The sequence below is a fragment of the Acinetobacter sp. 251-1 genome (assembly GCF_030329305.1).
GTDB lineage: Bacteria > Pseudomonadota > Gammaproteobacteria > Pseudomonadales > Moraxellaceae > Acinetobacter > Acinetobacter piscicola_A.
This window is the reverse complement of sequence record NZ_JACANS010000005.1, coordinates 49217-74001: the sequence shown is the minus strand read 5'-3', so window position 1 is coordinate 74001 and position 24785 is coordinate 49217. Positions and strand designations below refer to the sequence as shown.

Here is a 24785-nt window from a genome sequence, read left to right as displayed (position 1 = left end):
AGCTAGGAAATAAATGTGCAAGAACATTATTATTCTGAGTCTTTATACAAATATGCATAACTTGCATAACAACAAGCGATAAAAATTAAACAGCAAATAAAACCCACCATCATGTCAGGGTCGAATACCATACTGATACAAGTAATGAAACAGAACACAAAACCTAAAATCGGTACGATGGGAAATAACGGCGCAGCAAAACCTAATTCTTCTTTACGACGACCTGATTTATACCATTCACGGCGGAAATTAAACTGACTCCAACAAATACTCATCCACACGACGACCATCGTAAATGCCGCAACACCAAGTAAGTTTTTGAAAATGGTTTCAGGTGCAAAATGTTCAGACAATAAACCCGGTAATGCACCCAGCATAGTGACCATAACTGCAATATAAGGAATACCACGTGCATTCAGTTTAGAAAAAACAGTCGGCAGTTGTTTTTTTGCAGATAATGACCACATCATGCGAGAGGCTGCGAATAAACCTGAATTGGCAGCAGATAACAAGGCGGTAATGATGACGAAACGAATAATGTCTTCTGCATATGGGATACCAATATGATTAAAGACGGTGACAAAAGGACTACTGCTGACACCTTCTGCATTTAAACCTGCCATTTCATGCGGTAAGAGCGCACTAATCACAATGATTGTTCCGACAAAGAAAATCAATAAACGCCAGATAGCAGTATTGATGGCTTTGGGAACATTTTTTGCAGGATCTTTAGTTTCACCTGCTGCAACACCAATTAACTCTGTGCCTGAAAATGCAAAATTAACAATCAGCATGGTGGTAAAAATAGGAATTAGCCCATTAGGAAACCAATCATTACCCGTTAAGTTGCTAAATAATGGCGCGGAACTATAACCTTCATAATTGACCAGACCAAAGATTGCTAACAAGCCTAATACAATAAAGGCAATAACCGTGATGACTTTGACCAAAGATAGCCAAAATTCAGACTCAGCAAACCAACGTGTTGAACTCATATTGAGACCAAACACTACGCCTGCAAAAATAATCGTCCATAGCCACATAGACACTTGTGGAAACCATTCCTGCATCAATAATGCTGCAGCGGTAAATTCAGTGCCTAGGGTTGCTGACCATGTGAGCCAATATAGCCATGTCACCGTATAACCTGTTGCAGGGCCAATATATTTTTGTGCATATGTTCCAAATGAACCTGATTCTGGCATATGCACTGCAAGTTCACCTAAACATAGCATCACCATATAGGCGATGATCCCACCCAAAATATAGGAAATAATGGCACCAATCGGTCCTGTTTGTGCAATAACTTCACCTGAACCTAAGAATAAGCCCGTACCAATGGCACCACCCAGTGAGATCATCACCAAGTGTCGCGTGCTCATAGCACGTTTTAATGGTGCAGAATGTCCTTGATTTGGAGCATCATGCTGTGTGTGAGGTGACTGCATAAAAGTAATTTAGCTAAATAACGAAGCGCAACATTGTAGGTGTTATTGATGCAGAGTTCAAAGAAGAATTGATAAAGTAAAGACAATTGTCATTATTGACAAAGAGGAGTTAGCACGATTATGAGTGAATAATCATTTGGAAATGCGAGAACATACACAAAGAATGAATGATTAAATTCATTGCGAGAGATTTAAAAATAAAAAAGCATGAATACTAGAATGCTTATGTATTAAGCACAGTATATTAGATATATGGCGACCCTACGGGGATTCGAACCCCGGTTACCGCCGTGAAAGGGCGATGTCCTAGGCCTCTAGACGATAGGGTCAATAAGATGAGGCGTACCTTTGAATTTAGAAACTAAACCATGAATTAATGGCGACCCTACGGGGATTCGAACCCCGGTTACCGCCGTGAAAGGGCGATGTCCTAGGCCTCTAGACGATAGGGTCGTTTCAGAGGTGGGCGTATATTAGGGTGGATATTTAAAAGTGTCAAATATTTTTCTGCATTTAAAATCAAAAAAATAAATAACTGTTTAAAAATAAAACAATATTCACAGCTTTAAAGCATTTGAGTTTAAAAAATACCTATTTTAGGGTGTCGTCTAAGTTGTGAGTGATACATCCATTGCTTATATATTGCATCAGTGACAACACTACACTTAAAGAATATGCTGTTGTTCTCAAGGTTTTATTCAGATATTAGTATTTTGTGGAACGACACGACTGCGTGAAAAATCTGAGCGCTTGATTGTTATTAGGCAATTTTTTTGATTGTATGTGACCGATGATACCAAGCTTATCGGCATGTTTGCTTTTTAAGCAGATTCCTGTAACAAATGGATAAATTTTTATCGGTTTTAAAGGCAGATCAAAGTGGTTAAGTTAACGAGTTAGATAAAACCACTCGATCACGTCCCCTTTGCTTAGCAAGATACATTGCCTCATCAGCAACTGCAACCAATGATTCCCACGTACTATTTTGTGTTGGGATGCAGCAGTGTACACCCACGCTAATGGTGATATTTAATTGTCGTGTTCCATCTAAGTCCACCATGATCGAACGAACATGATGACATAGACGTTCTGCTAAAATATGTGCTTCATCTAATGTGGTATGAGGTAAAAGTAGAATAAACTCTTCACCTCCGTAACGGGCAGCTAAATCCATTTCTCGGCATTGTTGTCTTAATATTTGTGCAACGACTTGAATGACACGGTCACCTGCTAAGTGTCCATATTCATCATTAAATTTTTTAAAGTGGTCAATATCAATTACCATTAAAGACAAGGGGGTTAGCTGCTTGGATGCTTGTAAGGTCGCTTCTCGTATTGCTTCAACTAGCGTAGCGCGATTAGGGAGTTGGGTTAAATAATCAAGCCTTGCTTTATCTTCTTCAAGTGCGGCTTGACGGTCTCGAAGCATAATTAAAAAACCAAATGACATCACCACCATTTTTAAAAATAAAATTAGACAAATTGCCCACATCGCTAAAATATCTTGTGTAGAGGCTTGTATTGTAAATTCAGGATTTGGGCGAGCTGCTATAAACATAAGGGGGAGTATTGTGGCAAGATGAATTAAGGCACCACCGCTGACCAACAGCCAACCTGTACCAGGGGTCCGTGAGCGCATGCGAAATAAAACCAAAATGGTATATATGGTTTGTAATACGGTGATTACACTTTGCAGCATGTTAAACCATGCAATATTTTGGGGTAGACAGCTTATGGCTAAAGTAAGCGTGGCGAATATCGGAATTAAAATAACAGCACAATCACGATTCCATTGAGTACTTTGGCAAAAGCGTTCTAAAGCGACTGTAAAGGTTGCAATCGCAAAACTGATGAATAATTTGGAAATGACAGGAATGACGAACCATTCCAATATATTTTGTAAAAGGAAACTGATGTAAGCAAAAGCATATAATAAAGTGCTTATCACAGCCCAAGACATGCCTTGTTTCCAATAGTGCTTGCCCAATGCCCACATCACCCATGACACTGTAAAAGCTGTCAATGCTGCCATACTAAATGCAGTTAAAAAATCAGGGGATGGTAGGTTCATTGTGCGACCTAAAGACACGAGTTTATAGAGCATATAATTTTACTTCATGTAATTTTTTTTTATAAGATAATGATTTTTTTAATTTTTATAATTTGATGCTGTTATATTTTATTGAAATTAATGTGATTTTCGTTGCAATAATTGATCAATTTTTTGCACTGCTGTTATATTCAATATGCATGTTTAGTCTTTCGCTGTGCGTATGGTATTTTGTGTCATAAATTGAAGTATTCAATCATTTTATTGTCAATAGCTTGATTAAATAATGTTGTGGATGTCAAAAAAGCCCATCTTTTTAGATGGGCTTTTTATTTTAAGCTATATATTTTTAATTAAGCTTCAATAGTTTGCACTGCAATTTTCTTCGCAGGATCAGTCTTGCGACGTACTTGTGGAACAGGCTCACCATAATATTGACGGTCTGCAAAATAACTTGAACGCACCATTGGCGCTGCCCAAATGTTTCTAAAACCAAGCTTTTGACCATGTGCTGTATAACGCTCAAACTCTTCAGGCGTGACAAAACGGTCTATCGGTGCATGTTCTTTCGAAGGTTGTAAATACTGACCAATGGTCACATAGTCCACGCCATGTGCGTGAAGATCATCAAGCAAAGCAATGACTTCTTCTTCAGTTTCACCAATTCCCACCATCAAACCACATTTGGTTGGAATTTCAGGGCAGTATTCTTTAAACATTTTTAATAAGTTTAGAGAATGCTGATAGTCAGAACCTGGACGCATGGCTTTGTACAAGCGGGGTACAGTTTCAATGTTGTGATTAAATACATCAGGTGGACATTCAGTCATGATGCGTAAAGCCACATCCATACGACCACGGAAGTCAGGCACTAAAATTTCCAATAAAGTTTTAGGACTTAAAGCACGAGCTTCTTTAATACAATCGACAAAATGTTGCGCACCTCCATCGAGGAGATCATCACGGTCTACAGAGGTAATCACGGCATATTTTAAACCAAGATTGGCAATGGTTTCCGCCATGTGACGTGGCTCATCAGGGTCAAGTGCATTTGGGCGACCATGTGCGACATCACAGAATGGACAGCGACGGGTACAAATATCACCCATGATCATAAAGGTTGCAGTACCACCACCAAAACATTCAGGGAGGTTGGGACAAGCTGCTTCTTCACACACGGTATGTAATTTTTGAGCGCGAAGTGTTGTTTTGATACGCTGAACTTCATCAGGCGCAGCCATTTTCACCCGAATCCAATCTGGCTTTCGAGGTGCTTCAACCGTTGGTACAACTTTTACAGGAATACGAGCAACTTTTTCTGCACCACGTAATTTTACACCCTGTTCAGGTTTACGGTTTTCTGACATATTCAACTTTTCCACTGTTTTTGACGGTAGGTATTTCGCTATATTATAGCGGAATTGGAAAATGAAAGGGTAAAAACACTATTCATTTTCTAAATGTAGTTATCACAGAATATATGCATGGGAAATACAGAAAATTATGTGAGTTTAGTTCATAATATACATTGCATATAGACAGAATTCGGAAGGAGCTTTGAATGCCACGTAAAAAAGAAGTCGTTAGTGGGAATTATGTGAAATACGATGCAGTCGTACTTGGCTCAGGTCCTGCTGGTGAAGGCGCGGCAATGAAGCTTGCTAAATCCGGTAAGCGTGTTGCAATTGTGGATGTGCGTGAGCAGTTGGGTGGTAACTGTACTCATGTCGGCACAATTCCAAGTAAAGCACTGCGTCAAACGGTATCGAGTATTATTCGTTACCAGCGTGATCCGATGTTTAAAAAGGTTGGGGATTGGAAACAATTCACCATGAAACAAGTATTGCGTAATGCACATAAAGTGATTCAACAACAAGTCGATACGCATTCACGTTTTTATGACCGTAATAATATTGATGTATTTCATGGTCAAGCCTATATTCAGGATAAAAATACAGTCATCATTTTTGGTGAAGATGGCATTAAAGAAACATTAGGTTATGGTCAATTGGTTGTAGCAACAGGTAGCCGTCCATATCATCCACAAGGTTTAGACTTTAATCATCCTCGTGTATTTGATTCAGACAAAATTTTAGACCTTGATTTTACGATTCATAAAATCATTATTTATGGTGCGGGTGTGATTGGTTGCGAATATGCATCGATTTTCATTGGTCTAGATCATAAAGTTGACTTGATTAATACCCAACATCAACTTTTAAGCTATTTGGATGATGAAATTGCTGATGCCTTGTCTTATCATTTGCGTGAACAAGGTGTATTGATTCGCCACAATGAGCAAATTGACCATTTAGAAACCTTTGATGACCATGTTGTACTGCATTTACAAAGTGGTAAAAAAATCAAAGCAGATGCGATTTTGTGGTGTAATGGTCGTTCAGGGAATACCGATGGCTTAGGTTTGGAAAATGTAGGGATCACACCAAACAGTCGTGGTCAGCTTGCTGTGAATGATCAGTACCAAACTGAAGTCGAAAATATTTATGCGGCGGGTGACGTCATTGGTTGGCCATCTCTTGCATCGGCTGCCTATGACCAAGGTCGCTGTGCTGGTTCAAATATGTCTGGTGAAAAAGACATTAAACCCGTGAAAGACATTCCAACAGGAATTTATACTATTCCTGAGATTTCATTCTTTGGTAAAACTGAAAGTCAGCTGACTGAAGAAAAAATTCCATATGAAGTGGGGCAAGCATCATTCCGTCATTTAGCGCGTGCACAAATTACGGGCGATACCGTGGGAGAGCTTAAAATCTTATTCCACCGCGATACTTTGGAATTATTGGGTGTGCATTGTTTTGGTAATAATGCAGCTGAAATTATTCACATCGGTCAAGCCGTGATGCAAAGTGGAAACAACACCATTAAGTATTTTGTTGAAACGACATTTAACTATCCAACGATGGCTGAAGCGTATCGTGTAGCAACACTCAATGGTATGAATCGTTTATTCTAAAACGATTTTAAAATTTTTATATCGTATTTCACCCGTAAGTTTAGGCTTGCGGGTTTTTTATGAATTGAGTAAAACCATTAGCGTCTCACAAAAAATAGAAGATGTGCACAATACTATGACCATTCAATCTGTCATGATTCAAGGCTTTCGTTCAGTTCGCAAGCTTAACTTGCCCTTAAAACAATTAAATATCATCAGTGGTGCAAATGGTTGTGGCAAATCTAATCTTTATAAAGCGATGCGTTTGTTGCATGAAGCAGCCAATGGACGCTTATCACAAGCGATTGCTGAAGAAGGCGGGATTCAAAAAGTAATGTGGGCAGGTGGTCATCGAGCAGGAGATCGGGCGAAAGATCCAAAACGAATGATTTTAGCTGTAGACATGCAATATTATGAATATCAGATAGAAATCGGTTTTCCTGAGCCATTAATTAGTTTATTTGCTTTAGATCCATTGGTGAAAAAAGAAAACATTTGGTTGAGTGGCTATCAACATCGCGGTATGAGTGAGTTGATGCAACGGGTTAATCAAGCTGCATTTTTAAAAAATGTTGAGGGTGAAAAAATGAGTTACCCGATGACGTTAACGCAGGAAGATTCTATCTTTGGACAACTGTCTGATCCACATTTATATCCTGAAGTGTCACAAGTACGAGAAAGCATGAAAAATTGGCGTTTTTATCATGAGTTTTCGGTGAGTACTCATTCTCCGATGCGGATCCCTCAGGTGGGTATTCGATCACCTGTTTTGGCGCATGATGGTGCAAATTTGGCGGCGGCTTTTGAGACTTTACGAGAGCGTGGGCAAACAGAAACTTTATATGCGATATTAGAAAAAGCATTTCCTAATACTCAGTTTTATGTGGAAGAATTGGGTGGACGTTTTCAAATGATGATGAAGCGCGAGGGGGTTTTGAGACCTTTGGAAAGTGCTGAATTTTCAGATGGGACATTACGCTTTTTGTGTTTAGCAGTGGCATTGCTTAGTCCACGACCCCCCAACTTTATGGCATTGAATGAACCTGAAAATAGCTTACACCCTGAGTTGTTACCTGCGCTGACGATGTTGATTGCTGAAGCGAGTCAGTTTACTCAATTATGGGTGACAAGCCATTCATCTGATTTGGCTAAAATGATTAGGCAATATCGTGAATTTCAACATATTGAGTTGGGTCAGAAAAATGGGGAAACGGTTGTTACAGCTGTATCAGGATGATAATCAACCTGCCAAGACAGGTTGATTATTTTATTACATTTGATCTAATTTTAAGCGAGTAAACCACGTTTAAAATCTAAAAATGCCTGTTGAATTTCAGCTTCAGAATTCATCACAAATGGCCCATGAGCAACAATGGGTTCATGAATGGGCTCACCACTGGTGATTAAAATTTTTGCATCTTCGAGACACTCGATTGCAATTGAATCGGCATCATGGGTTAAATATACAGTTTGCATGCCTGAAAACTCTTGTTCATCAATTTTTACTTTGCCACTTAAAACAAAAATAATATTGTTCCAAAGGGGATTAAACTCAAAGTGTTCAACAGCATGTTGATTTAAACGCACATCTAACAGATTGATTGGGGTGAAAGTGTGAGCTGCCCCTTTGACGAAGCGTTGTCCATTCACATATTGACCTGCAATAACACGCACAATGCCATGGTCATTCGCAAGTTGAACTTCGGGAATATTTTGCTCAGTTAGCTCTTGATAACGTGGTTCAGTCATTTTTGCATGACTTGGTAAATTTACCCAAAGTTGTACCATATCTAAATCACCGCCTTTTTTGGCAAAATCTTTGGAATGATGTTCTTCGTGCATAATGCCTCGACCCGCAGTCATCCATTGCACTTCATTTTTGCCAATTTTACCTTGATTGCCTTTTGAATCATGATGTTCAAGTTCACCATCATAGACAATAGTCACTGTTTCAAAGCCACGATGCGGATGCATACCTACACCTCGCTGATGTGTAGTAGGTGTAAAAGCATATTTACCTGTATAGCCCATCAAAATAATAGGACTAGTGGCAGTGCTGATTTCGTGCATAGGTAACATTGAGTGGGTTGGGAAACCATCACCGACCCAGTTGCTACGATGACTGGTATATACTTTTTCAATAGTTTTCATTGTAATATCCTCAAATCTATATTTCGCTTAATATTTATTATCGAGGTATAAAGACAGGATTAAAGAGCGAAAATAACAACAGATTTTTCTATTTATAGGATGATGAATGCAAAATCTCAATGACTATTACTATTTTGTTCAAGTTGTTAAATATCAAGGTTTTACAAAAGCAAGTGAAACGTTGGGGATAACCAAGTCGAAACTATCTAGACGTATTTCAGATTTGGAAGCTCGTTTAAAAATTCGTTTGATTCAACGCAATACTCGACAATTTACAGTCACTGAGGTTGGGCAACAATTTTATCAATATTGTCTAAAAATCTTAGATAATGTCGATAACGCTGAAAATTTTATTCAAAGTACCTTGTCAGATGAGCCGACAGGTTTGGTGCGTATCTCTTGCCCAATTGCATTGGTTGAAATGCCTGTGGGTGAGATGATTGCTGATTTTATGCAGACCAATACGCATGTACGTGTGGATTTGGTGGCAACGAATCGACGGGTAGATTTGATTGCCGAGGGAATTGATCTTGCGATCCGTGTCCGTAATACACCTTTAGATGATAGTGATTTGATTGTACGAGAATTAGATGCATGGGAACATGCTCTCGTGGCAAAGCCTCATTTGTTTCAACACCTGGCGATTCCACAAAGTCCAGAAGATTTAGCACAATTGCCAAGTATTGGTTTTCATGCAGCAAAAGCCATGTGGACATTACATAAATGTGGTGAGGCTAATATTTTTCATGATATTGAATTTCAACCCCGATTGAAAACTGATAATTTTAGTGCAATGAAAGCCGCCGTATTAAAAGGGGTGGGTATTGCATCTTTGCCACGCGTATTTGTGCATGAGGAGTTAAAACAAGGGACTTTAATTGAATTATTACCTGAATGGCATTTACCAAAAGGTGTGATTTATATTGTTTATACTTCTCGTTTGGGCATGTTACCTGCGATAAGAGTGTTGTTGGAACATTTACTTACGGCGTTTAAGGACTTGAAGCTTGAGTCGTGAAGAGATTTAAAATTTATCAAAAAAGCCTGAATGACAGACACTATTTGATGTGTTTGCCATTCACATGATCATCTTAATGCGCACAGAATGCCATATTAAAATATTCAAAAAGTTCAGGCGTATTTAGCCAAAGCACTGCGGAAAGAGTGAATAAAAAAATTAGCCCAAGTGTGATGCTCAGTTTTAACCATGAAAATGCGTTAGTCATCGACCACAGACTCCTCATTGACAAAGAAATGAACCATTACCCCGAAAACACTCAAGACAATTGAACAAGCCCACATCATATTATAATTACCTGTTAAATCATGATTCAAGCCACCTAGCCAACCACCAAAAAATGAGCCAACTTGATGGGTGAAAAACACGATGCCACTGAGCATGGTTAAATATTTAACCCCAAACATATTGGCCACAATGCCGTTTGTGAGGGGAACCGTCGATAACCATAAGATGCCCATGATGATGCCAAAGCTATAAATCGTCCATATACTCAGAGGTAACATCAAAAACGCGACAATCGCGATACCACGCAAGCCATATAACCACATCAGTAAATGTGGTTTAGAAAATTTATCGCCTAAATAACCTGCACCATAAGTTCCCACGATATTAAATAACCCAACCAAAGCGAGGAAAACAGTACCATTAGAGGCATCAAAACCATGATCGACCAAATATCCAGGCAAATGAATGCCTAAAAATACCACCTGAAAACCGCATACGAAAAAGCCTAAAGCCAAAAATAAAAAGGGTTTATGGGAAAATGCAATTTTCAGAATTTGTTTAAATGTCAAAGCAGGTTGAGTGATTTTTGAAACTGTAGCAGGGGCATTATACGTAGGTGCTTTGAGCATCCATGCTAAAGGAACGATGAATGCAACTAAAATAGCACTGATCACCAAGGCAGATGACCAACCCACATTCTTAATCAATAATAATGTGGTCGGGAGCATGATGAATTGCCCAAAAGAACCTGCAGCACTGGCGATTCCCATTGCCATGCCACGTTTACTTGGGTGTGCAGCACGTCCCACCGCAGACAATAAAACCGAAAATGAGGTGGCAGAAAGTGCAAGTCCAATAATCAATCCAGCACTTAGATCAAGCAGCCATGCTTCGGAGCTGACAGACATCAGGAGTAGACCGATGGTATATAAAACACCACCCACAGCGACCACGATTTTACTGCCATATTTGTCGGCTAATGCACCTGTGAAAGGTTGCACAGCACCCCATAGGAGGTTTTGCATGGCGATAGCAAGGCTAAATACTTGGTGATTCCACTGAAACTCATGACTCATTGGAACAAGATATAGCCCAAAACCGTGTCTCACACCTAATGACAAAGCGAGTATGAAAGCACTGCCAATCAGCATATAAATTAAAGGCTTAGAAAATTTAGTTTCATCAATAGTGTGTGCAGTCATACAACATCCATGGCATAAGGCTGAACAAATTGTATCGGATTCATCACTTTAAAACGACAAAATAAAAATTTAACAATCAATAAAATAAAGTTATCTAGAATATTATGTGGATGAGGCAAGGGATTTAATTTTTACCTGCATGTATGTTTATCATTTAAGCGACGTTGTCGTGATTTGATTCTTTTAATTTTTCGATTAGATGGGCGTAGTGTAATCTTCTTTAGAAATAATCAGCCTAAGATGAGGTGAATTTTGCAATCAAAACGCTTCATCTATTCCTCTTATTTTGGTTAGATCATCTATTTATTCATAACCTTAGAAGCGATAACCTATTCCTGCATAACCTAAAATGGGGTTAATTTCGATATCGGTTTTAGCATTGATCAGTTCACCTAGTTTTTCATCTTTAACCGCAATGTTTGCTTCAGCGGTCAGTTGTGCATAACTCACAGAGCCCACTGCAAACCAACGATCATTAAAATCATAGGTAAAACCTACAGTGGCTACAGGTGCAATGACATCATTTGCATCCAAACTAACTTCAGGTTTTGCCTGACTTACTTTGCCATCAAGAGCTGCACCTGCTTGTCCTTGTTTAATATTTGCGATCATATGTCCTGCATCAATCAAATCTTTTTCTAGACTTGGATTCATTTCCAGTTCATTAAAATAGGCATACATCACACCTACACCAATATAAGGGCGGAATTTATTGACCCCTGTTTTGCCAAAATGATATTGCAACTCTGCAGCAGGTGTCCACGCTCGGGCTTCGGCAACTGCACCCCCATGATTTTCTAAATCAGTGATGAGCAAATTATTTTTCATATCAATTTGGGGCAGTGGAATGCCAATAACCTCAGGTGTCGCTGATGCTTCAAAAGGGGCATAAATTTTTCCTTTACCTCGAATGTCAACTTTTGGGGGAATACCTGCTTTCACTTCTAAGGAAATATGGTCAGTAAAAAAATAATTACTCATTAAGCCTAAAGTGGTGACATCATCTGCCTCCAAACCTGTTCCAGCACTTTCCCATTGACTTAAGCCATGGATTTCAGCCGTACCACTCAAAGCACCCGGCAAAGTATCCATGCCTAAGCCATCTAGAAAATTGACAAAGATTGAAGATAAATTGGGGTCCATATCTGGATCCATATTGTTTTTGACGGAATCAATGGAGATGTCCCCAACTTTGGATTTTTCACCTTCTTTGACAGCAGTATTGATTTGAATAGGCTGTGCTTTGCCTTGAGGCATGACGTGTAAAGCGCCCACCGATACGGAAAAACGCTTAAAGCCATCGCCATCTTTTAAGCTGAAATAAGGAGAATCGGCATAAGACCATGTTGAGAATAGAGGAATGCTACTCATAAAGCATAAAAGTACTTTTTTCATAAAATGGACTCCATGTCCGCTGTTACTCATTGTTATCAGCTTCATTATTTGATTGTTTTGCGGCAGAAGAATGTTGCATTTAACAAGGACTTTATTTAATAAATGTTCTCGTTTTAGGGCTTTTGTTGATGAATTCCTTAATTTTTATAAGGCTTTGTAATGATGTTACAGTTAAATTACATTGTAAAATTCACATGATTATTTTTTCAATATTTTGAAAAATAGATCATTTAACCAATATACACACGCTAAGCAATAAAAAAGGTCACTTAAAAGTGACCTTTTCGACCTAGTGACGAGCAAAACTAGTCAATGACAATCGAATTGTTCAATTTATTGGCCAAAACGAGATAAATCTTCTTCAGGACGAGCAGTCAGCACTTCAATGCCTGTTTTAGTCACTAAAAGGGTATGTTCATATTGTGCAGATAAACTATGGTCTTTGGTAACGACTGTCCATTTATCACCAAGTAGTTTAGTTTTCCAGTCGCCGCCATTGATCATTGGTTCAATAGTAAAGGTCATCCCTTCTTCTAAAATCATCCCAGAGTTTGGCTGACCATAGTGCAGCACTTGTGGTTCATCATGGAAAACTGTACCGATTCCATGACCGCAATATTCACGTACCACTCCAAAACGCTCTGACTCAACATATTTTTGAATCGCAGCGCCAATATCACCAATCGTTGAACCAGGTTTAACTGTTTCCATGCCTTTATACATGGCTTCTTGTGCCACTTTACATAAACGTTCAGCAAGAATAGATGTTTCACCACCCACGATATACATCATGTTGGTATCGCCGTGATAACCATCTTTAATGACAGTGACATCAATATTTAAAATGTCACCTTTTTTCAAAATTTTTGATTCTGACGGAATACCATGACAGACCACATGATTCACTGAAGTACAAATCACATGTTGGAATGCAGGACGACCAGGTGCTGCACCATAGCCTAAACATGCAGGAATGGCATTTTGTTTATTGACAATCCAGTCATGACAAATCGTATCCAATTCAAGTGTCGATACACCTGGTTTGATATGCGGTTTGATCATATCCAGAATTTCGGCTGCAAGTCGTCCCGCCACACGCATTTTTTCAATTTCATCTGCGGTTTTGATTAAACGACGGGGAGCTTCGTAAGTACTGTTCATGATCTTTAAAAACTTTTGGAAATTTGTATGTGACTATGGTATAAATAGCCGCCCAAATTATCAAATGCTTTTCGTTACTTTCTCAATGAAAGTCAGACGGGAAAATTGATTAGGGTAATTTAAAAATCCGCACATATGTCGACACATTGCTCTGGGTGCCTTTGTTTTTTTAAACCTAGGTGGAGAATGCGGACATATGGAGGCCTAACCCAAACTTTTAAGGTAAAGAAAATGGCAGATTACAACGTAAGTATGCGTGACCTTCTTCAAGCAGGCGCGCACTTTGGTCACCAAACTCGCTTCTGGAACCCAAAAATGCGTCAATACATTTTTGGTGCGCGTAACAAAATTCATATCATTAACCTTGAGCACACTGTTCCTGCGTTAAACGATGCTTTGAACTTTGTTAACAACCTAGCTAGCAAAAAGAACAAAGTATTATTCGTTGGTACTAAACGCGCTGCTTCAAACATCATCCGTGAACAAGCTCAACGCGCTGGTCAACCCTATGTAGATCACCGTTGGTTAGGTGGTATGTTGACGAACTGGAAAACACTTCGTCAGTCAATCAACCGTCTAAAAGACCTTCAAACTCAATCTACTGACGGTACTTTTGCTAAGCTGACTAAACGTGAAGCTTTAGAACGTACTCGTGAAATGGAAAAACTTGAACGTGGTCTTGGTGGTGTTAAGAACATGGGTGGTTTACCTGACGCATTGTTCATCATTGACGTTGACCACGAAGCGATTGCAATTAAAGAAGCTAAGAATCTTGGTATTCCTGTAATCGGTATCGTTGATACAAACTCTAATCCAGATAACGTAGATTTCGTTATTCCTGGTAACGATGATGCGATCCGTGCTGTAACGCTTTATGCGTCTGCTATGGCTGATGCGATTATTGCTGGTAAAGAATACGCTCAAACTCAAGCAAATGCACAAGCTAAAGGCGAAGAAGCTGCTAAAGAAGCGCCTGAGGCTTAATGCGTTTTTGACGCAGGCTTGTCATTTTTGCGACATGTAATGGTGGCAAATTAAGCGTCGAAACAGCAAAACGGCCCAGATTTCATGTTTGGGCCGTTTTTGTTAACAGAATTCAATTTTCTACCGTATTTAGGAGAACAACATGACTGCAGTTACTGCGAGCATGGTAAAAGAATTACGTGACCGTACTGGTCTTGCAATGATGGAATGCAAAAAAGCATTAACAGAAGCAGACGGTGACATCGAGTTAGCGATTGATAACCTTCGTAAATCAGGTCAAGCAAAAGCAGCTAAAAAAGCGGGCAACATTGCTGCTGATGGCGCAATCACAATTGCTCAAGAAGGCAACAAAGCACTTCTTTTAGAAGTAAACTGCCAAACTGACTTCGTTGCAAAAGACGAAAACTTTGCTGGTTTCTCTGCAAAAGTTGCTGCTGCTGCTTTAGCTGCAAATGAAACTGATGCAGCTAAAATTGCTGAATTGAAACTTGAAGATGGCCACACTGTAGAAGAAGCGCGTATTGCACTTGTTCAAAAAATCGGTGAAAACATCCAAGTTCGTCGTGCAACAATTGTTGAAGGTGAAAACCTTGCAGTTTATAAACACGGTTTACGAATCGGTGTTGTTGTGTCTTACACAGGTGATGCTGAAACTGGTAAAGGTATTGCAATGCACGTTGCTGCGTTCAACCCAGTTGCTGTAAATGCTGAAGGTGTATCTGCTGATCTTATCGCAAAAGAGAAAGAAATTGCAGAAGCGAAAGCGATTGAATCTGGTAAGCCAGCAAATATCGTTGAAAAAATGGTGACTGGTTCAGTTGAAAAATACTTGAACGAAGTTGTTCTTGAGCGTCAAATGTACGTGATTGACAATGAGAAAAAAGTTGCTGATGTATTGAAAGCAACAGGTACTACAGTTGCTCAATTCGTTCGCTTCCAAGTAGGTGAAGGTATTGAGAAAAAAGCAGAAATGAGCTTCGCTGACGAAGTTGCTGCTGCTCAAGCTGCTGCTGCACAATAATTTTACTATTTCAGTAAAATGAAGGAACCCCTCAACATATGAGGGGTTTTTTATGCATTCATGTTTGGTTTTTTAATAAAGATTCAAAGGAATAATCTTGCTGATGTGTATGATAGTAAAGTGTGACATCGCTATTGTCATAGATCATTTTGAGTATTTTTTCTAATTTAGATAAAGTTTCAAAAGTCGCCTGACTTAAAATAAAATCAATATTTTCCCCATGCTCAATCACAAGAACGCTTAAATCATGCTGAAGAATATCTGATGTAATATTATCGATTGCAATCGCATATTGTTCTTCAAAACTCAGCTCATCATCGTCAAAAAATGAAGCATCATATTCTAATTCATTCAAGTCAATTAACGCATGATCAGTATGATCTTTAAACTGTTCAATATAGGAAAATATGTCTTTTAAAATATTTGAAACATTATATCCTGATGATTTTACTATTGTTAACTTTTTAAAATTTTGTTCTAAAAGCCAACTGAAATTTGAAAATTCACAGCTCGCAATGATTTTCTCAGAACATTCATAATTAGTTTTCCAATCCATCAACCATGTGCTGCTACTGTCTTTAGGGTTTATTTCAGGAAAATCTTTAATTCTTAGTTCTGGGAAAATTTCGATGAGTATTGTTCTTAATTGTTCTTGTTCAGACATTTGGCTTTCTCATTGTTAGGGAAGTTTATATAATTCGGGTAATATTTTTTAGCATAGAATGATTGTAGATGGCAAATAAGACCAATCTAAGTATCGGCGCGGCGATCGCAGTTCTTGTTGCAGCATATTTTGGGATTGATTTAAAACAAGATCAGCAAAATCCTGCTGCTACAAGTGCTGAAAATGCGCATTTAGAAGCACAAAATTTGCAAAAACCACAGCAACAAGCAGTAAATCATCAAAATTCTAGTCAAATAAATGCGACACAAAGTAGTCAAAATCGACATGGCTTAGCGGTGATTCAAAAATCTTTTGAACGCAAACTCAGCAATGTTCAAGTTCAGTCTGAGGGTAAAGTCAAAGCAATATTGCGTGATGATCACGAGGGTTCACGGCATCAAAAATTTATTTTGACTTTAGATAACGGCTTAACCTTACTTGTTGCACATAATATTGATTTAGCACCACGATTGGAAAATTTGAAGAAAGGTGATCTTGTTGAATTTTTTGGTGAATATGAATATAGCCCGCAGGGTGGGGTGATGCATTGGACTCATCATGATCCACAAGGTCGTCATGAAGATGATTGGCTAAAACATAATGGTCAAATTTCTCGTTAATTTACAAATGCAGTAACAATTTTTTGCTGTGATACGAGATGCTGTAAAAATAAAATGTCGTACTCAATATCTAATTTTTTTATATTATTTTGCACTTAGATGAAGACAATTGAGTCAGTATATTCTAGAACATGGAAAATCAAAAATAAGCCTGAGATTATTGCATTTTTGATCGCTTATTCGTAGTTTTTTATAAAAAACAAAGGGTAAATTCACTGGTGAAATTTCCCCCTTGTTTATTTGCGCTAAAAAGCCAGTTTTTGGCGACTTTTCCATTTTGGTAGTACTTTACTTAGATAGGCGTCCATGCACCATACAGGGCCAATGAGAAGAAACTGGAGGTCTTTAAAAAATGATGGCTTTTTACCTTCTACTTTATGACCATAAAACTGACCAACCCAAGCCAAAATAAAGACACCGATATAAAATCCTGCACCAACAGGAAGTAAGTAAATGACCCAAGCCATGACTGCCACAAGAGCAACCATTGCGACGGCTAAAACTAAATCTAAGCGAGCATAAAAAACTAATGTGAGAACAATAATTAAAGCAGTCAGTAAGGCGCTAAAATGTGCAAGGATGCCAAGAATAGAAAAGAGGATCGCAGGGACACAAACCCAATGGATCATTTTATTGGTTTTATTTTGATGACTTTCACTGTATTCATCAAACCATTCGGTAATTGATTTCATATTGCACTCCGTGCGCTATACTTCTTTCATTTATTTTTTAGTCACAATGAAAATATAGATGAGAAAAGACAAATGGTCAAAGGTCAAATGTGCAAAGTTTTGAGTCTTTTAAGCCAATGCAATTTATACACATAAAATAAGGCACTTTAAATATGAGAATAGGTGCTAAATCATGGCGAAGTATTTTGTTTTAGAGAGCAGGAAAGAATTGAAATGCGGAATGAAATAAAAAATGCCATTTAATTAAAAAAGCCACAGGAGATGTGGCTTTTTCCGTTAAATGGGGAGAGCAAACTTAAGAGTTTGGACCATCCACACGTTCGATACTTACACGACCAGTACCAGAGTTGGTAATACCCAGACGTTTAGCAGCACCGTAAGACAAATCAAGTACACGGTTACCATGGAAAGGACCACGGTCATTTACTTTTACGACTACACTTTTACCATTGTCTTTGTTTGTGACACGAATGTAACAGTTTAACGGTAAGCTACGATGTGCTGCTGTGAGTTGATTCATATCAAATGTATCGCCACTTGCAGTCTTACGACCATGGAATTGACGACCATACCAAGATGCAACACCTGTTTGTGAGAATTTACGAACAGTATTTGATGCAACAGCATTTAATTTATCAATGACTGAAGGCTCGTCTTCTTGCACTTGAACTTTGGCTGCGAGTGTATCACGGCGGATTTTATCGCTAGAACGTTCAGTAATTGACAAACTGTTTAAGTTTGAAAAGTGTGAATTAAAGTTCGTTGAATCTTTGTTCACAACACGTGACGCAAGGCTTGAACTATCTGAATCGTTGTTTAAGTATGATGACTGGACCATTTCTGAGTTGACTTGCGTCATACCTAAACCCATGGTCAGGGCGATCATATATTTTAGTGAAGCATGCATTGTTTAACTCCTGGGAACCTTAAAATCTATTTTTTAACACTCAAAAATAAAAACTAAAGTCTGTAAATTTACTTTTGCAACCACATTTAACGGTAGGGGATAATATTCATGCAGTAACGAATGTGTCTACTAATATTTGATGAATAGTTACAAAAAGGACAAAAACTTACGAATTTTGATTAATAAATATACGTAATTGTAACTAATTATTTAAAATGGTTGTAAAACAACCATTTTAATGGAAAAAAATCTTGACTTATTTAAGCGGGAAGAAAATTAAGCCTCAGCGATTGACAATTTCTGTGCCTAAAAGCCATAAAGCAGTCGCATACATTCTGCTTTTGTTATAGGTCGTGATGACCTGAAAATTCGGGTAAGTAATGTAATATGCAGGCCCATAACTTTCTTGTAATTGGATGACATTGACCAGATCTAAATCATCAATTTTTACAATGGGGTTCATGGGTGCGATGCCTTGATTTTTCAGGACACCATAGGGTGTTGGCTGGGTTAAATCTTTCGCAATAATGGCATCAGGATTGTTTCCTGTGTAACGTGCTTGGAATGCAATGGGTTGATTTCGTTGCCAACCTTTTTGGGCAAGATAATTTGCGATTGAACCAATAGCATCTACAGCCGAATTTCGTAGGTCAACATGACCATTGCCGTCATAATCTACGCCATAAAGAGGAATGTTGCTGGGCATAAATTGCGGATAACCTACTGCACCTGCATAAGAACCCACAATCGAATTGGTGGGTACGCCATCTTTATAGGACCAAGCAATTAACGCAGAAAGTTCATCTTGGAAATATTGCGCACGACGTTCATAACCAAAACCTAAAGTTGCAAGAGCATCACGCGTGATAAAAGAGCCTTTATTTGCGCCATACCCTGTTTCAACACCTAAAATTCCCAAAATAATGGCTTGTGGAACGCCATATTGCTGTTCTGCACGATTTAGGGTGTCGGCGTATTGGTTTTTAAAGCGCACACCACGTTGAATTGTACCTTCTGCTAAAAAATTGGTTTTATATTGATACCACGGTTTACTTTCACCTGGTCTATTCATAATGTTGATAATATTGGGTAAATTTCTTGAACCATTCATTGCCCAATCGACTTGTTCACTGCTCAGACCATAGGTTTGCATTGTTTTTAATTTAAAATTGTTATAGTTCGGATCATTGGCAAAGTCATTTGCTTGACAAAAACTGGTAATAGATAATGCAGCCGCACAGAAGCCAATATTTCTTACTTTCTGAAAAAGCCCAAAATTTAACATGAAAGATAATTTCCTAATTTTCTATGGGTATAAATACGTGTAAATGTGAATGGACATCACCATACCAAAAGTCGCTGATAATGTAATGCTTTGTATGATCAAGATCATGCTAAAAACAGCATAATGAAACGACTTTTGCTAACATATCATTGCCGCAGTGCTCATTTACAAATACATAAACAAAACATGACAAAGTCCATGCATCTATCAGCATATTTTTGTGAATTATGAATATACGATGATTTAAATGCTAAATTTATGAAAATTATATGAAAAATAGAGAATATTGTTTAAAATAACGACATTGATTCATGATATTTGTCAAGATTCTTATTTATTGAGCGATAAAGTATGTATAAGCTCTGATTTAAAAATGTAATAGTTGAATATTTGGTAAAATATTGTATTTGTATTATGCAACAGCATAAAATTTCATACTTTCATTGAAGTTAAATCTTTTCATTGATGTGTATTGGATATGGATATTTTATTGATCGTTTAATAGAATTTATTTTGCTAATAAGTCGTCTGATCAAATGTGCATGTTATAAAAGTCAAAAAATTAAATACCAACTCAAAATTGTACTTCAATCAAAAGTTGCGCCTTGCAAAAATAGATTGAAATAAAAAAAATCAAGAGTTTAGATCTTAAATTTTAATTGGGGTAGAGTAATTGACGTCCCATATCTAATAGATGTTGTTGGTCAAGTTGTTGGGGATGAAAGTCCTGATCATAAAATGCGATATATTCAGGAAATAATCGTATCATCATCAAGCATAACTCACTCAAAGCTTTGATATTTTTCATGAGCTCCACGGGTCGATACAAGCTATGTTTACGATCTTGCCACAGTAGGTCTGCAGTCATCATGGCTGTGCCACTGATAAAGCCAATACTAATGGTACGCATACTTCTACGACGCTGTGCCAAATGATTAAAAATTGTTTGATAGACATCAAAAGCCACATGTTTATGCTCAATTTCTTCAATAGCATGCCACAACCATAGCTGTTGCATATTTGCAGATAAACCTTTAAACATAACTTCAGGGTGTTTGAGCATATAACCTGCCATCAGCGCAGTGAAATGTTCTAAAGCCACGGTTGCAGCCAATTGACGGCGTTGACTGAGCGTTCTTAAACGTTGCATTTCTTTGTTTAAAGCGGCCTCATACTTTTTTAGATGATAATGTTTAGACTGCACCGCAGCATTAAATTGTTCGTGTGCTTGGGCATGATGTGCTTCTTGACCAATAAAAGCTGAAATATCGGCTTGTAGCTGTGTATCTTCAATTTGATCACGTACATTTCGTACAGTTTCAACAAAAAAGCGTTCGCCTTGTGGAAAGGTGATCGAAAGTGCAGTGAGAAAGTGTGAGATTAAGGTGGTATCAGTATAGTGATGTTGTATCGATTGGGCATTAAAGCGCGTTTTACGGATTTGAATTGCAGAACTTAAACGCTGTTGGTATTTTTGCGAGTTTTGAGCCATATTTTTAAGCATCAGTTCACCTATAACATTTTTGTTTTACTGTATATGTATGGATCGAATTCTTGATCTGTTTTAATTTGCCATGATTGTTCCATTAAGCATTGGCTATAACTTTTTATTTGTAGCAGTATTGGGTAAATTTGCTGAGCTTCTCTATATGACTGAGTTTACCTATATATAGTATAGATAAATTGGAGGCATAAAAAATGCCCTGATAAAAAGAGCATTTTTTGAGAATAGCTTAACTTTGTAAAGCAAGACTTATTGCTAAAAAGACTTAGTTAAAGAACAAAGTATCGTGATATTCCGCAACAGCTTTTAATTCATCTCGGCTGAGATTCGGGATGAGTTTATTGATAGCAATATGCACCGCTTTAGTGACAGCAGCAGCACCGATGTCAGAGGCTTTACGCTTAATCATGCCAAGGTCTAAGGTTTTATTGAAATCAATCATAAAATGACGAATTGCAGCATCAGCAAACTGTTTATACAGTTCAGCTAAAGCTTCTTTATCGACTTTATTTCCTGCTTTAATTTCAGCAAAAGTATGTTTTAAGCTCGTGACTAAACTTGCATCGAGTGTCGTACCAATATGATATGCACCTGTTGGCGCTTTGAATAAACTACGTTCAGAAAACTCAATAGACTGACGAACTACATTATTGTCGGCTTTACTTAAAAGTTGTTTAAGTAAAACAGAAACTGTAGATTTGACATAACCTGCTAATTTTTCCGCCGTATCACGCTTTTCACTAGCAGGAAAGTGCTGCACCAGCTTTACGAGCAATGCATCTATAATTTCATCGTTAATTAATAGCGCAGTTTGGTCACGTAATGGGTACAGTGGTTCATTAGAATTTTTTTTCTCAATACCAGTCTGAATGTTCTTTAAAAGTTCATCAGAAGGTACAAAACCAAAAAAGGGCATGTTAAAACCTCAATGTTTTATCTTATTGTCTCGCCAATCGGATTGGGCTTGGCATCCATGATTCATCGGACACACGGCATGGATTAATATCTAAACCACCACGGCGCGTATAAGTTGCATAGACCATCAACTTTTCAGGTTGTAAATTTTGCCAAATATCGGCAAAGATTTGCTCCACGCATTGTTCGTGAAAACCGTTGTGCTGACGATAAGAGATAATATAAGCTAAAATGCTACGATAACAAGGTTTTTTACCGCGATAACGGATAAAAATCGTTCCCCAATCAGGCTGTCCTGTCACAGGGCAATTACTTCTTAAAAGATGTGAAAATAACTGTTCTTCAACAACTTTTTCTGAATCGTCCAGTTGCAATAATGAGGCATCAGGATGATTGACTAAGCAGTCAGGTTGTTGTTCATCTAGACAAATGCCTTGTGGTTGAGCAATGTCTAATTGATCGACTTGAAACAAGGTTAAAGTGACAGGCGCTTGCGCAGCATGTGATAAGTCTTTTTCTACAGTGTCAATAAAGGCTTGTTGAGAAGCAAACTGAGTAAAGTTCATACTGTTAAAATATAACTTTAAAGACTTTGATTCGATCAAAAATTCAGAACAAGCAGGCAAGGTCATCCGACCAATTGCAACTTGAGGGATGCCATGATCATTTAACCAAGAAATTTCAAAAATATGCCACCAATCTTTGCCTTTATAGATGCCTTCTACATGTTTGTAGTTTTCACGTGCTTGGGCACGTGAAATAGGAAATAAAATATCAGGCTGATAGCTGGTTGGATAATTGGTTTCTTTACCTAAAAGAGAATGTTCAACAGTCATTATTCACGCATTCCTGAACCACGAGAAAGTAAATAGTACGCAATACCATACAGTACAGCACAGAATAATGTCACAACGATGAGTGATAAAGATACATTGACATCACTATGACCTAAAATGCCGTAACGGAACGCATTTACCATATAGACAATCGGGTTGATTAAAGAGAGATTTTGCCAAAATGGGCTTAAAGCACTAATCGAGTAGAATACACCACCTAAGTAGGTAAGGGGGGTAAGTACAAAGGTTGGAATAATTGAAATATCATCAAATGATTTGGCATATACCGCATTAATGAAACCACCTAAAGAAAATAGGAGGGACGTAATGATGACGGTATAGATTGTCACAAAAATATTATGAATGGCTAAGTCGGTAAAAAATAGGCTCATCATGGTGACAATCAAACCCACCAAGACCCCACGACAAACGCCACCAATCACATAGCCACACAGTACCATATGCAGCGGAACAGGACTCATAATGAGTTCTTCAATACTTTTTTGAAATTTTGCACTGAAAAAACTTGATGATACGTTGGCATAACTATTAGTAATCACAGCCATCATGATCAAGCCTGGTACGATAAATTGCATATAGCTGAAACCGCCCATTTGTCCAATACGAGAACCGACTAAGTTCCCGAAAATGACAAAGTACAGACTCATGGTAATCGCAGGTGGTAGTAAAGTCTGTGGCCAGATTCGCATAAAACGGCGAACTTCTTTATGTACAAGGGTAAAGAGCGCAACTTTTAATTGATTAAAATTCATTGCGCAGCTCCTTCAAGGTTTTTCTCTACCATTTTCACAAACAATTCTTCTAAACGGTTAGATTTGTTACGCATACTGCGCACACGAATGCCTTGAGCTTCTAACAGTTGGAATAAATCATTCATTGAATGTGCTTTGTCCATGGTCACTTCAAGTGTGACAGGATCAATCAAGTTAAATTTGACGCCAATAATGTCAATCTTGATCGGTTCAATGGCACTTTCTAAGTCAAAGATAAAAGATTCTTCATTGAGCTGATTTAAAAAGGCCTTCATTGAGGTGTCTTCTTTAATTACCCCTCGGTCGATGATGGCAATTTGACGGCACAACATTTCAGCTTCTTCTAGATAATGTGTAGTTAAAATAATCGCTGTGCCTTTTTCATTCATTTCAGTGAGAAAATCCCACATTGAACGGCGCAATTCGATGTCTACACCTGCTGTTGGTTCATCTAAAATCAATAATTTAGGTTCGTGCATCATGGCACGTGCAATCATTAGGCGGCGTTTCATACCGCCTGAAAGCATGCGTCCTTGGGTGTGTCTTTTTTCCCAAAGTCCCAATTTTTCTAAATATTCTTCAGCACGTTGTTGCGCAATTTTCTTTGGAATACCGTAATAACCTGCTTGTGTTACTAAAATATCAAAGGTTTTTTCGAATTGTCCAAAGTTAAATTCTTGTGGAACGACACCTAAACATTGTTTGGCTTTGGATGGGGTGGTATCTAAATCATGCCCGAAAATTTCAACTGTCCCTGAAGTTTTACGTGTAAGAGAGCTGATAATCCCAATCGTTGTTGATTTTCCTGCACCATTTGGTCCTAAGAGTGCATAAAATTCACCTTCGGGCACTGTTAAATTAATGCCTTTGAGTGCTTGAAAGCCGTTGCGATAAGTTTTAGATAAATCCCTTAACGTCAATGCATCAGTCATGAAATTCTCACATGAATTGGGGAGGGTATATTGTGAGCGAACT

General features: G+C 38.1%; 23 protein-coding genes and 2 tRNA genes. 6 read left to right on the top strand and 19 right to left on the bottom strand.

Translation table 11 applies throughout. The features are described from left to right. Positions 1–29 precede the first annotated feature (29 nt). The 5 genes from HX129_RS05075 to lipA all read right to left on the bottom strand — a co-directional run bounded on the left by HX129_RS05075 (position 30) and on the right by lipA (position 4865). Positions 30–1448 carry an amino acid permease gene (locus tag HX129_RS05075; protein ID WP_286433947.1) on the bottom strand — a complete coding sequence of 473 codons (1419 nt, stop codon included), beginning with the start codon at positions 1446–1448 and terminating at the stop codon, positions 30–32. 253 nt (positions 1449–1701) lie between these two features. After that, positions 1702–1777, bottom strand: a tRNA-Glu gene (locus HX129_RS05070). Between the two features lie 48 nt (positions 1778–1825). Further along, positions 1826–1901 (bottom strand) — tRNA-Glu (locus tag HX129_RS05065). A gap of 430 nt (positions 1902–2331) precedes the next feature. Further along, complete coding sequence (locus HX129_RS05060; RefSeq protein WP_286433946.1) at positions 2332–3552, bottom strand: GGDEF domain-containing protein; 1221 nt, start codon at positions 3550–3552, stop codon at positions 2332–2334. 299 nt (positions 3553–3851) lie between these two features. Next, positions 3852–4865: a lipoyl synthase gene (lipA, locus tag HX129_RS05055; protein WP_130074754.1), complete on the bottom strand. Its 1014-nt coding sequence runs from the start codon at positions 4863–4865 to the stop codon at positions 3852–3854. A gap of 194 nt (positions 4866–5059) precedes the next feature. Between lipA and sthA the strand changes: the two genes are divergently transcribed. Beyond that, the gene (gene sthA, locus HX129_RS05050) at positions 5060–6475 is read left to right on the top strand and encodes a Si-specific NAD(P)(+) transhydrogenase (RefSeq protein WP_130074755.1); all 1416 of its coding nucleotides are present in this window, start codon (positions 5060–5062) and stop codon (positions 6473–6475) included. 115 nt (positions 6476–6590) lie between these two features. Next, positions 6591–7691: an AAA family ATPase gene (locus HX129_RS05045; RefSeq protein ID WP_286433944.1), complete on the top strand. Its 1101-nt coding sequence runs from the start codon at positions 6591–6593 to the stop codon at positions 7689–7691. A 50-nt stretch (positions 7692–7741) separates the two neighbouring features. Here the strand turns inward: HX129_RS05045 and HX129_RS05040 are convergent, their stop codons facing one another. Beyond that, on the bottom strand, positions 7742–8605 hold the full coding sequence (locus HX129_RS05040; protein ID WP_286433943.1) for a pirin family protein: 864 nt from the start codon (positions 8603–8605) through the stop codon (positions 7742–7744). Between the two features lie 106 nt (positions 8606–8711). Between HX129_RS05040 and HX129_RS05035 the strand changes: the two genes are divergently transcribed. Then, on the top strand, positions 8712–9623 hold the full coding sequence (locus HX129_RS05035) for a LysR substrate-binding domain-containing protein (protein ID WP_286436038.1): 912 nt from the start codon (positions 8712–8714) through the stop codon (positions 9621–9623). Positions 9624–9696: 73 nt separating this feature from the next. Here the strand turns inward: HX129_RS05035 and HX129_RS05030 are convergent, their stop codons facing one another. The 4 genes from HX129_RS05030 to map form a co-directional block, all read right to left on the bottom strand. After that, positions 9697–9831, bottom strand: coding sequence for a hypothetical protein (locus tag HX129_RS05030; RefSeq protein ID WP_257222214.1), 135 nt, complete (start codon positions 9829–9831; stop codon positions 9697–9699). Continuing rightward, positions 9824–11053 (bottom strand): MFS transporter, encoded by a 1230-nt coding sequence (locus tag HX129_RS05025; protein ID WP_180045603.1) that lies wholly within the window; start codon positions 11051–11053, stop codon positions 9824–9826. The genes HX129_RS05030 and HX129_RS05025 overlap by 8 nt, the downstream gene beginning before the upstream one ends. Positions 11054–11368: 315 nt before the next feature. Beyond that, positions 11369–12448: an OmpW/AlkL family protein gene (locus HX129_RS05020; protein WP_286433939.1), complete on the bottom strand. Its 1080-nt coding sequence runs from the start codon at positions 12446–12448 to the stop codon at positions 11369–11371. A 333-nt stretch (positions 12449–12781) separates the two neighbouring features. After that, positions 12782–13609: a type I methionyl aminopeptidase gene (gene map / locus HX129_RS05015; RefSeq protein WP_130074761.1), complete on the bottom strand. Its 828-nt coding sequence runs from the start codon at positions 13607–13609 to the stop codon at positions 12782–12784. A 231-nt stretch (positions 13610–13840) separates the two neighbouring features. Here map and rpsB point away from each other — a divergent pair, with 231 nt between their 5' ends. Next, positions 13841–14593 (top strand): 30S ribosomal protein S2, encoded by a 753-nt coding sequence (gene rpsB / locus HX129_RS05010; RefSeq protein ID WP_130074762.1) that lies wholly within the window; start codon positions 13841–13843, stop codon positions 14591–14593. A 142-nt stretch (positions 14594–14735) separates the two neighbouring features. After that, the gene (gene tsf / locus HX129_RS05005) at positions 14736–15614 is read left to right on the top strand and encodes a translation elongation factor Ts (protein WP_130074763.1); all 879 of its coding nucleotides are present in this window, start codon (positions 14736–14738) and stop codon (positions 15612–15614) included. Positions 15615–15672: 58 nt separating this feature from the next. Here the strand turns inward: tsf and HX129_RS05000 are convergent, their stop codons facing one another. Next, a complete protein-coding gene (locus HX129_RS05000; RefSeq protein WP_180045606.1) occupies positions 15673–16278 on the bottom strand; it encodes a hypothetical protein in 606 nt (201 codons plus the stop codon). Positions 16279–16346: 68 nt separating this feature from the next. On the opposite strand from HX129_RS05000, the gene HX129_RS04995 reads away from it, so the two are divergent. After that, a complete protein-coding gene (locus tag HX129_RS04995) occupies positions 16347–16898 on the top strand; it encodes a DUF3465 domain-containing protein (protein ID WP_286433935.1) in 552 nt (183 codons plus the stop codon). Between the two features lie 245 nt (positions 16899–17143). Here the strand turns inward: HX129_RS04995 and HX129_RS04990 are convergent, their stop codons facing one another. The 8 genes from HX129_RS04990 to HX129_RS04955 all read right to left on the bottom strand — a co-directional run bounded on the left by HX129_RS04990 (position 17144) and on the right by HX129_RS04955 (position 24742). Further along, positions 17144–17590, bottom strand: a complete 447-nt coding sequence (locus HX129_RS04990) for an Mpo1 family 2-hydroxy fatty acid dioxygenase (RefSeq protein ID WP_130074766.1) — start codon at positions 17588–17590, stop codon at positions 17144–17146. Positions 17591–17885: 295 nt separating this feature from the next. Then, positions 17886–18497 carry a septal ring lytic transglycosylase RlpA family protein gene (locus HX129_RS04985; protein ID WP_130074767.1) on the bottom strand — a complete coding sequence of 204 codons (612 nt, stop codon included), beginning with the start codon at positions 18495–18497 and terminating at the stop codon, positions 17886–17888. A gap of 283 nt (positions 18498–18780) precedes the next feature. Further along, positions 18781–19782, bottom strand: a complete 1002-nt coding sequence (gene mltB, locus HX129_RS04980; protein ID WP_286433933.1) for a lytic murein transglycosylase B — start codon at positions 19780–19782, stop codon at positions 18781–18783. A gap of 655 nt (positions 19783–20437) precedes the next feature. Further along, positions 20438–21286, bottom strand: a complete 849-nt coding sequence (locus tag HX129_RS04975) for a metal-dependent hydrolase (protein ID WP_502872629.1) — start codon at positions 21284–21286, stop codon at positions 20438–20440. A gap of 265 nt (positions 21287–21551) precedes the next feature. Next, entirely contained in the window at positions 21552–22202 is a 651-nt protein-coding gene (locus HX129_RS04970; protein WP_130074769.1) for a hypothetical protein, read from the bottom strand. A gap of 22 nt (positions 22203–22224) precedes the next feature. Beyond that, positions 22225–23037 (bottom strand): NADPH-dependent 7-cyano-7-deazaguanine reductase QueF, encoded by an 813-nt coding sequence (gene queF, locus HX129_RS04965; protein WP_130074770.1) that lies wholly within the window; start codon positions 23035–23037, stop codon positions 22225–22227. After that, positions 23037–23810 (bottom strand): ABC transporter permease, encoded by a 774-nt coding sequence (locus HX129_RS04960; RefSeq protein ID WP_130074771.1) that lies wholly within the window; start codon positions 23808–23810, stop codon positions 23037–23039. The genes queF and HX129_RS04960 overlap by 1 nt, the downstream gene beginning before the upstream one ends. Next, positions 23807–24742 (bottom strand): ABC transporter ATP-binding protein, encoded by a 936-nt coding sequence (locus HX129_RS04955; protein ID WP_286433932.1) that lies wholly within the window; start codon positions 24740–24742, stop codon positions 23807–23809. The genes HX129_RS04960 and HX129_RS04955 overlap by 4 nt, the downstream gene beginning before the upstream one ends. Between the last annotated feature and the right edge of the window lie 43 nt (positions 24743–24785).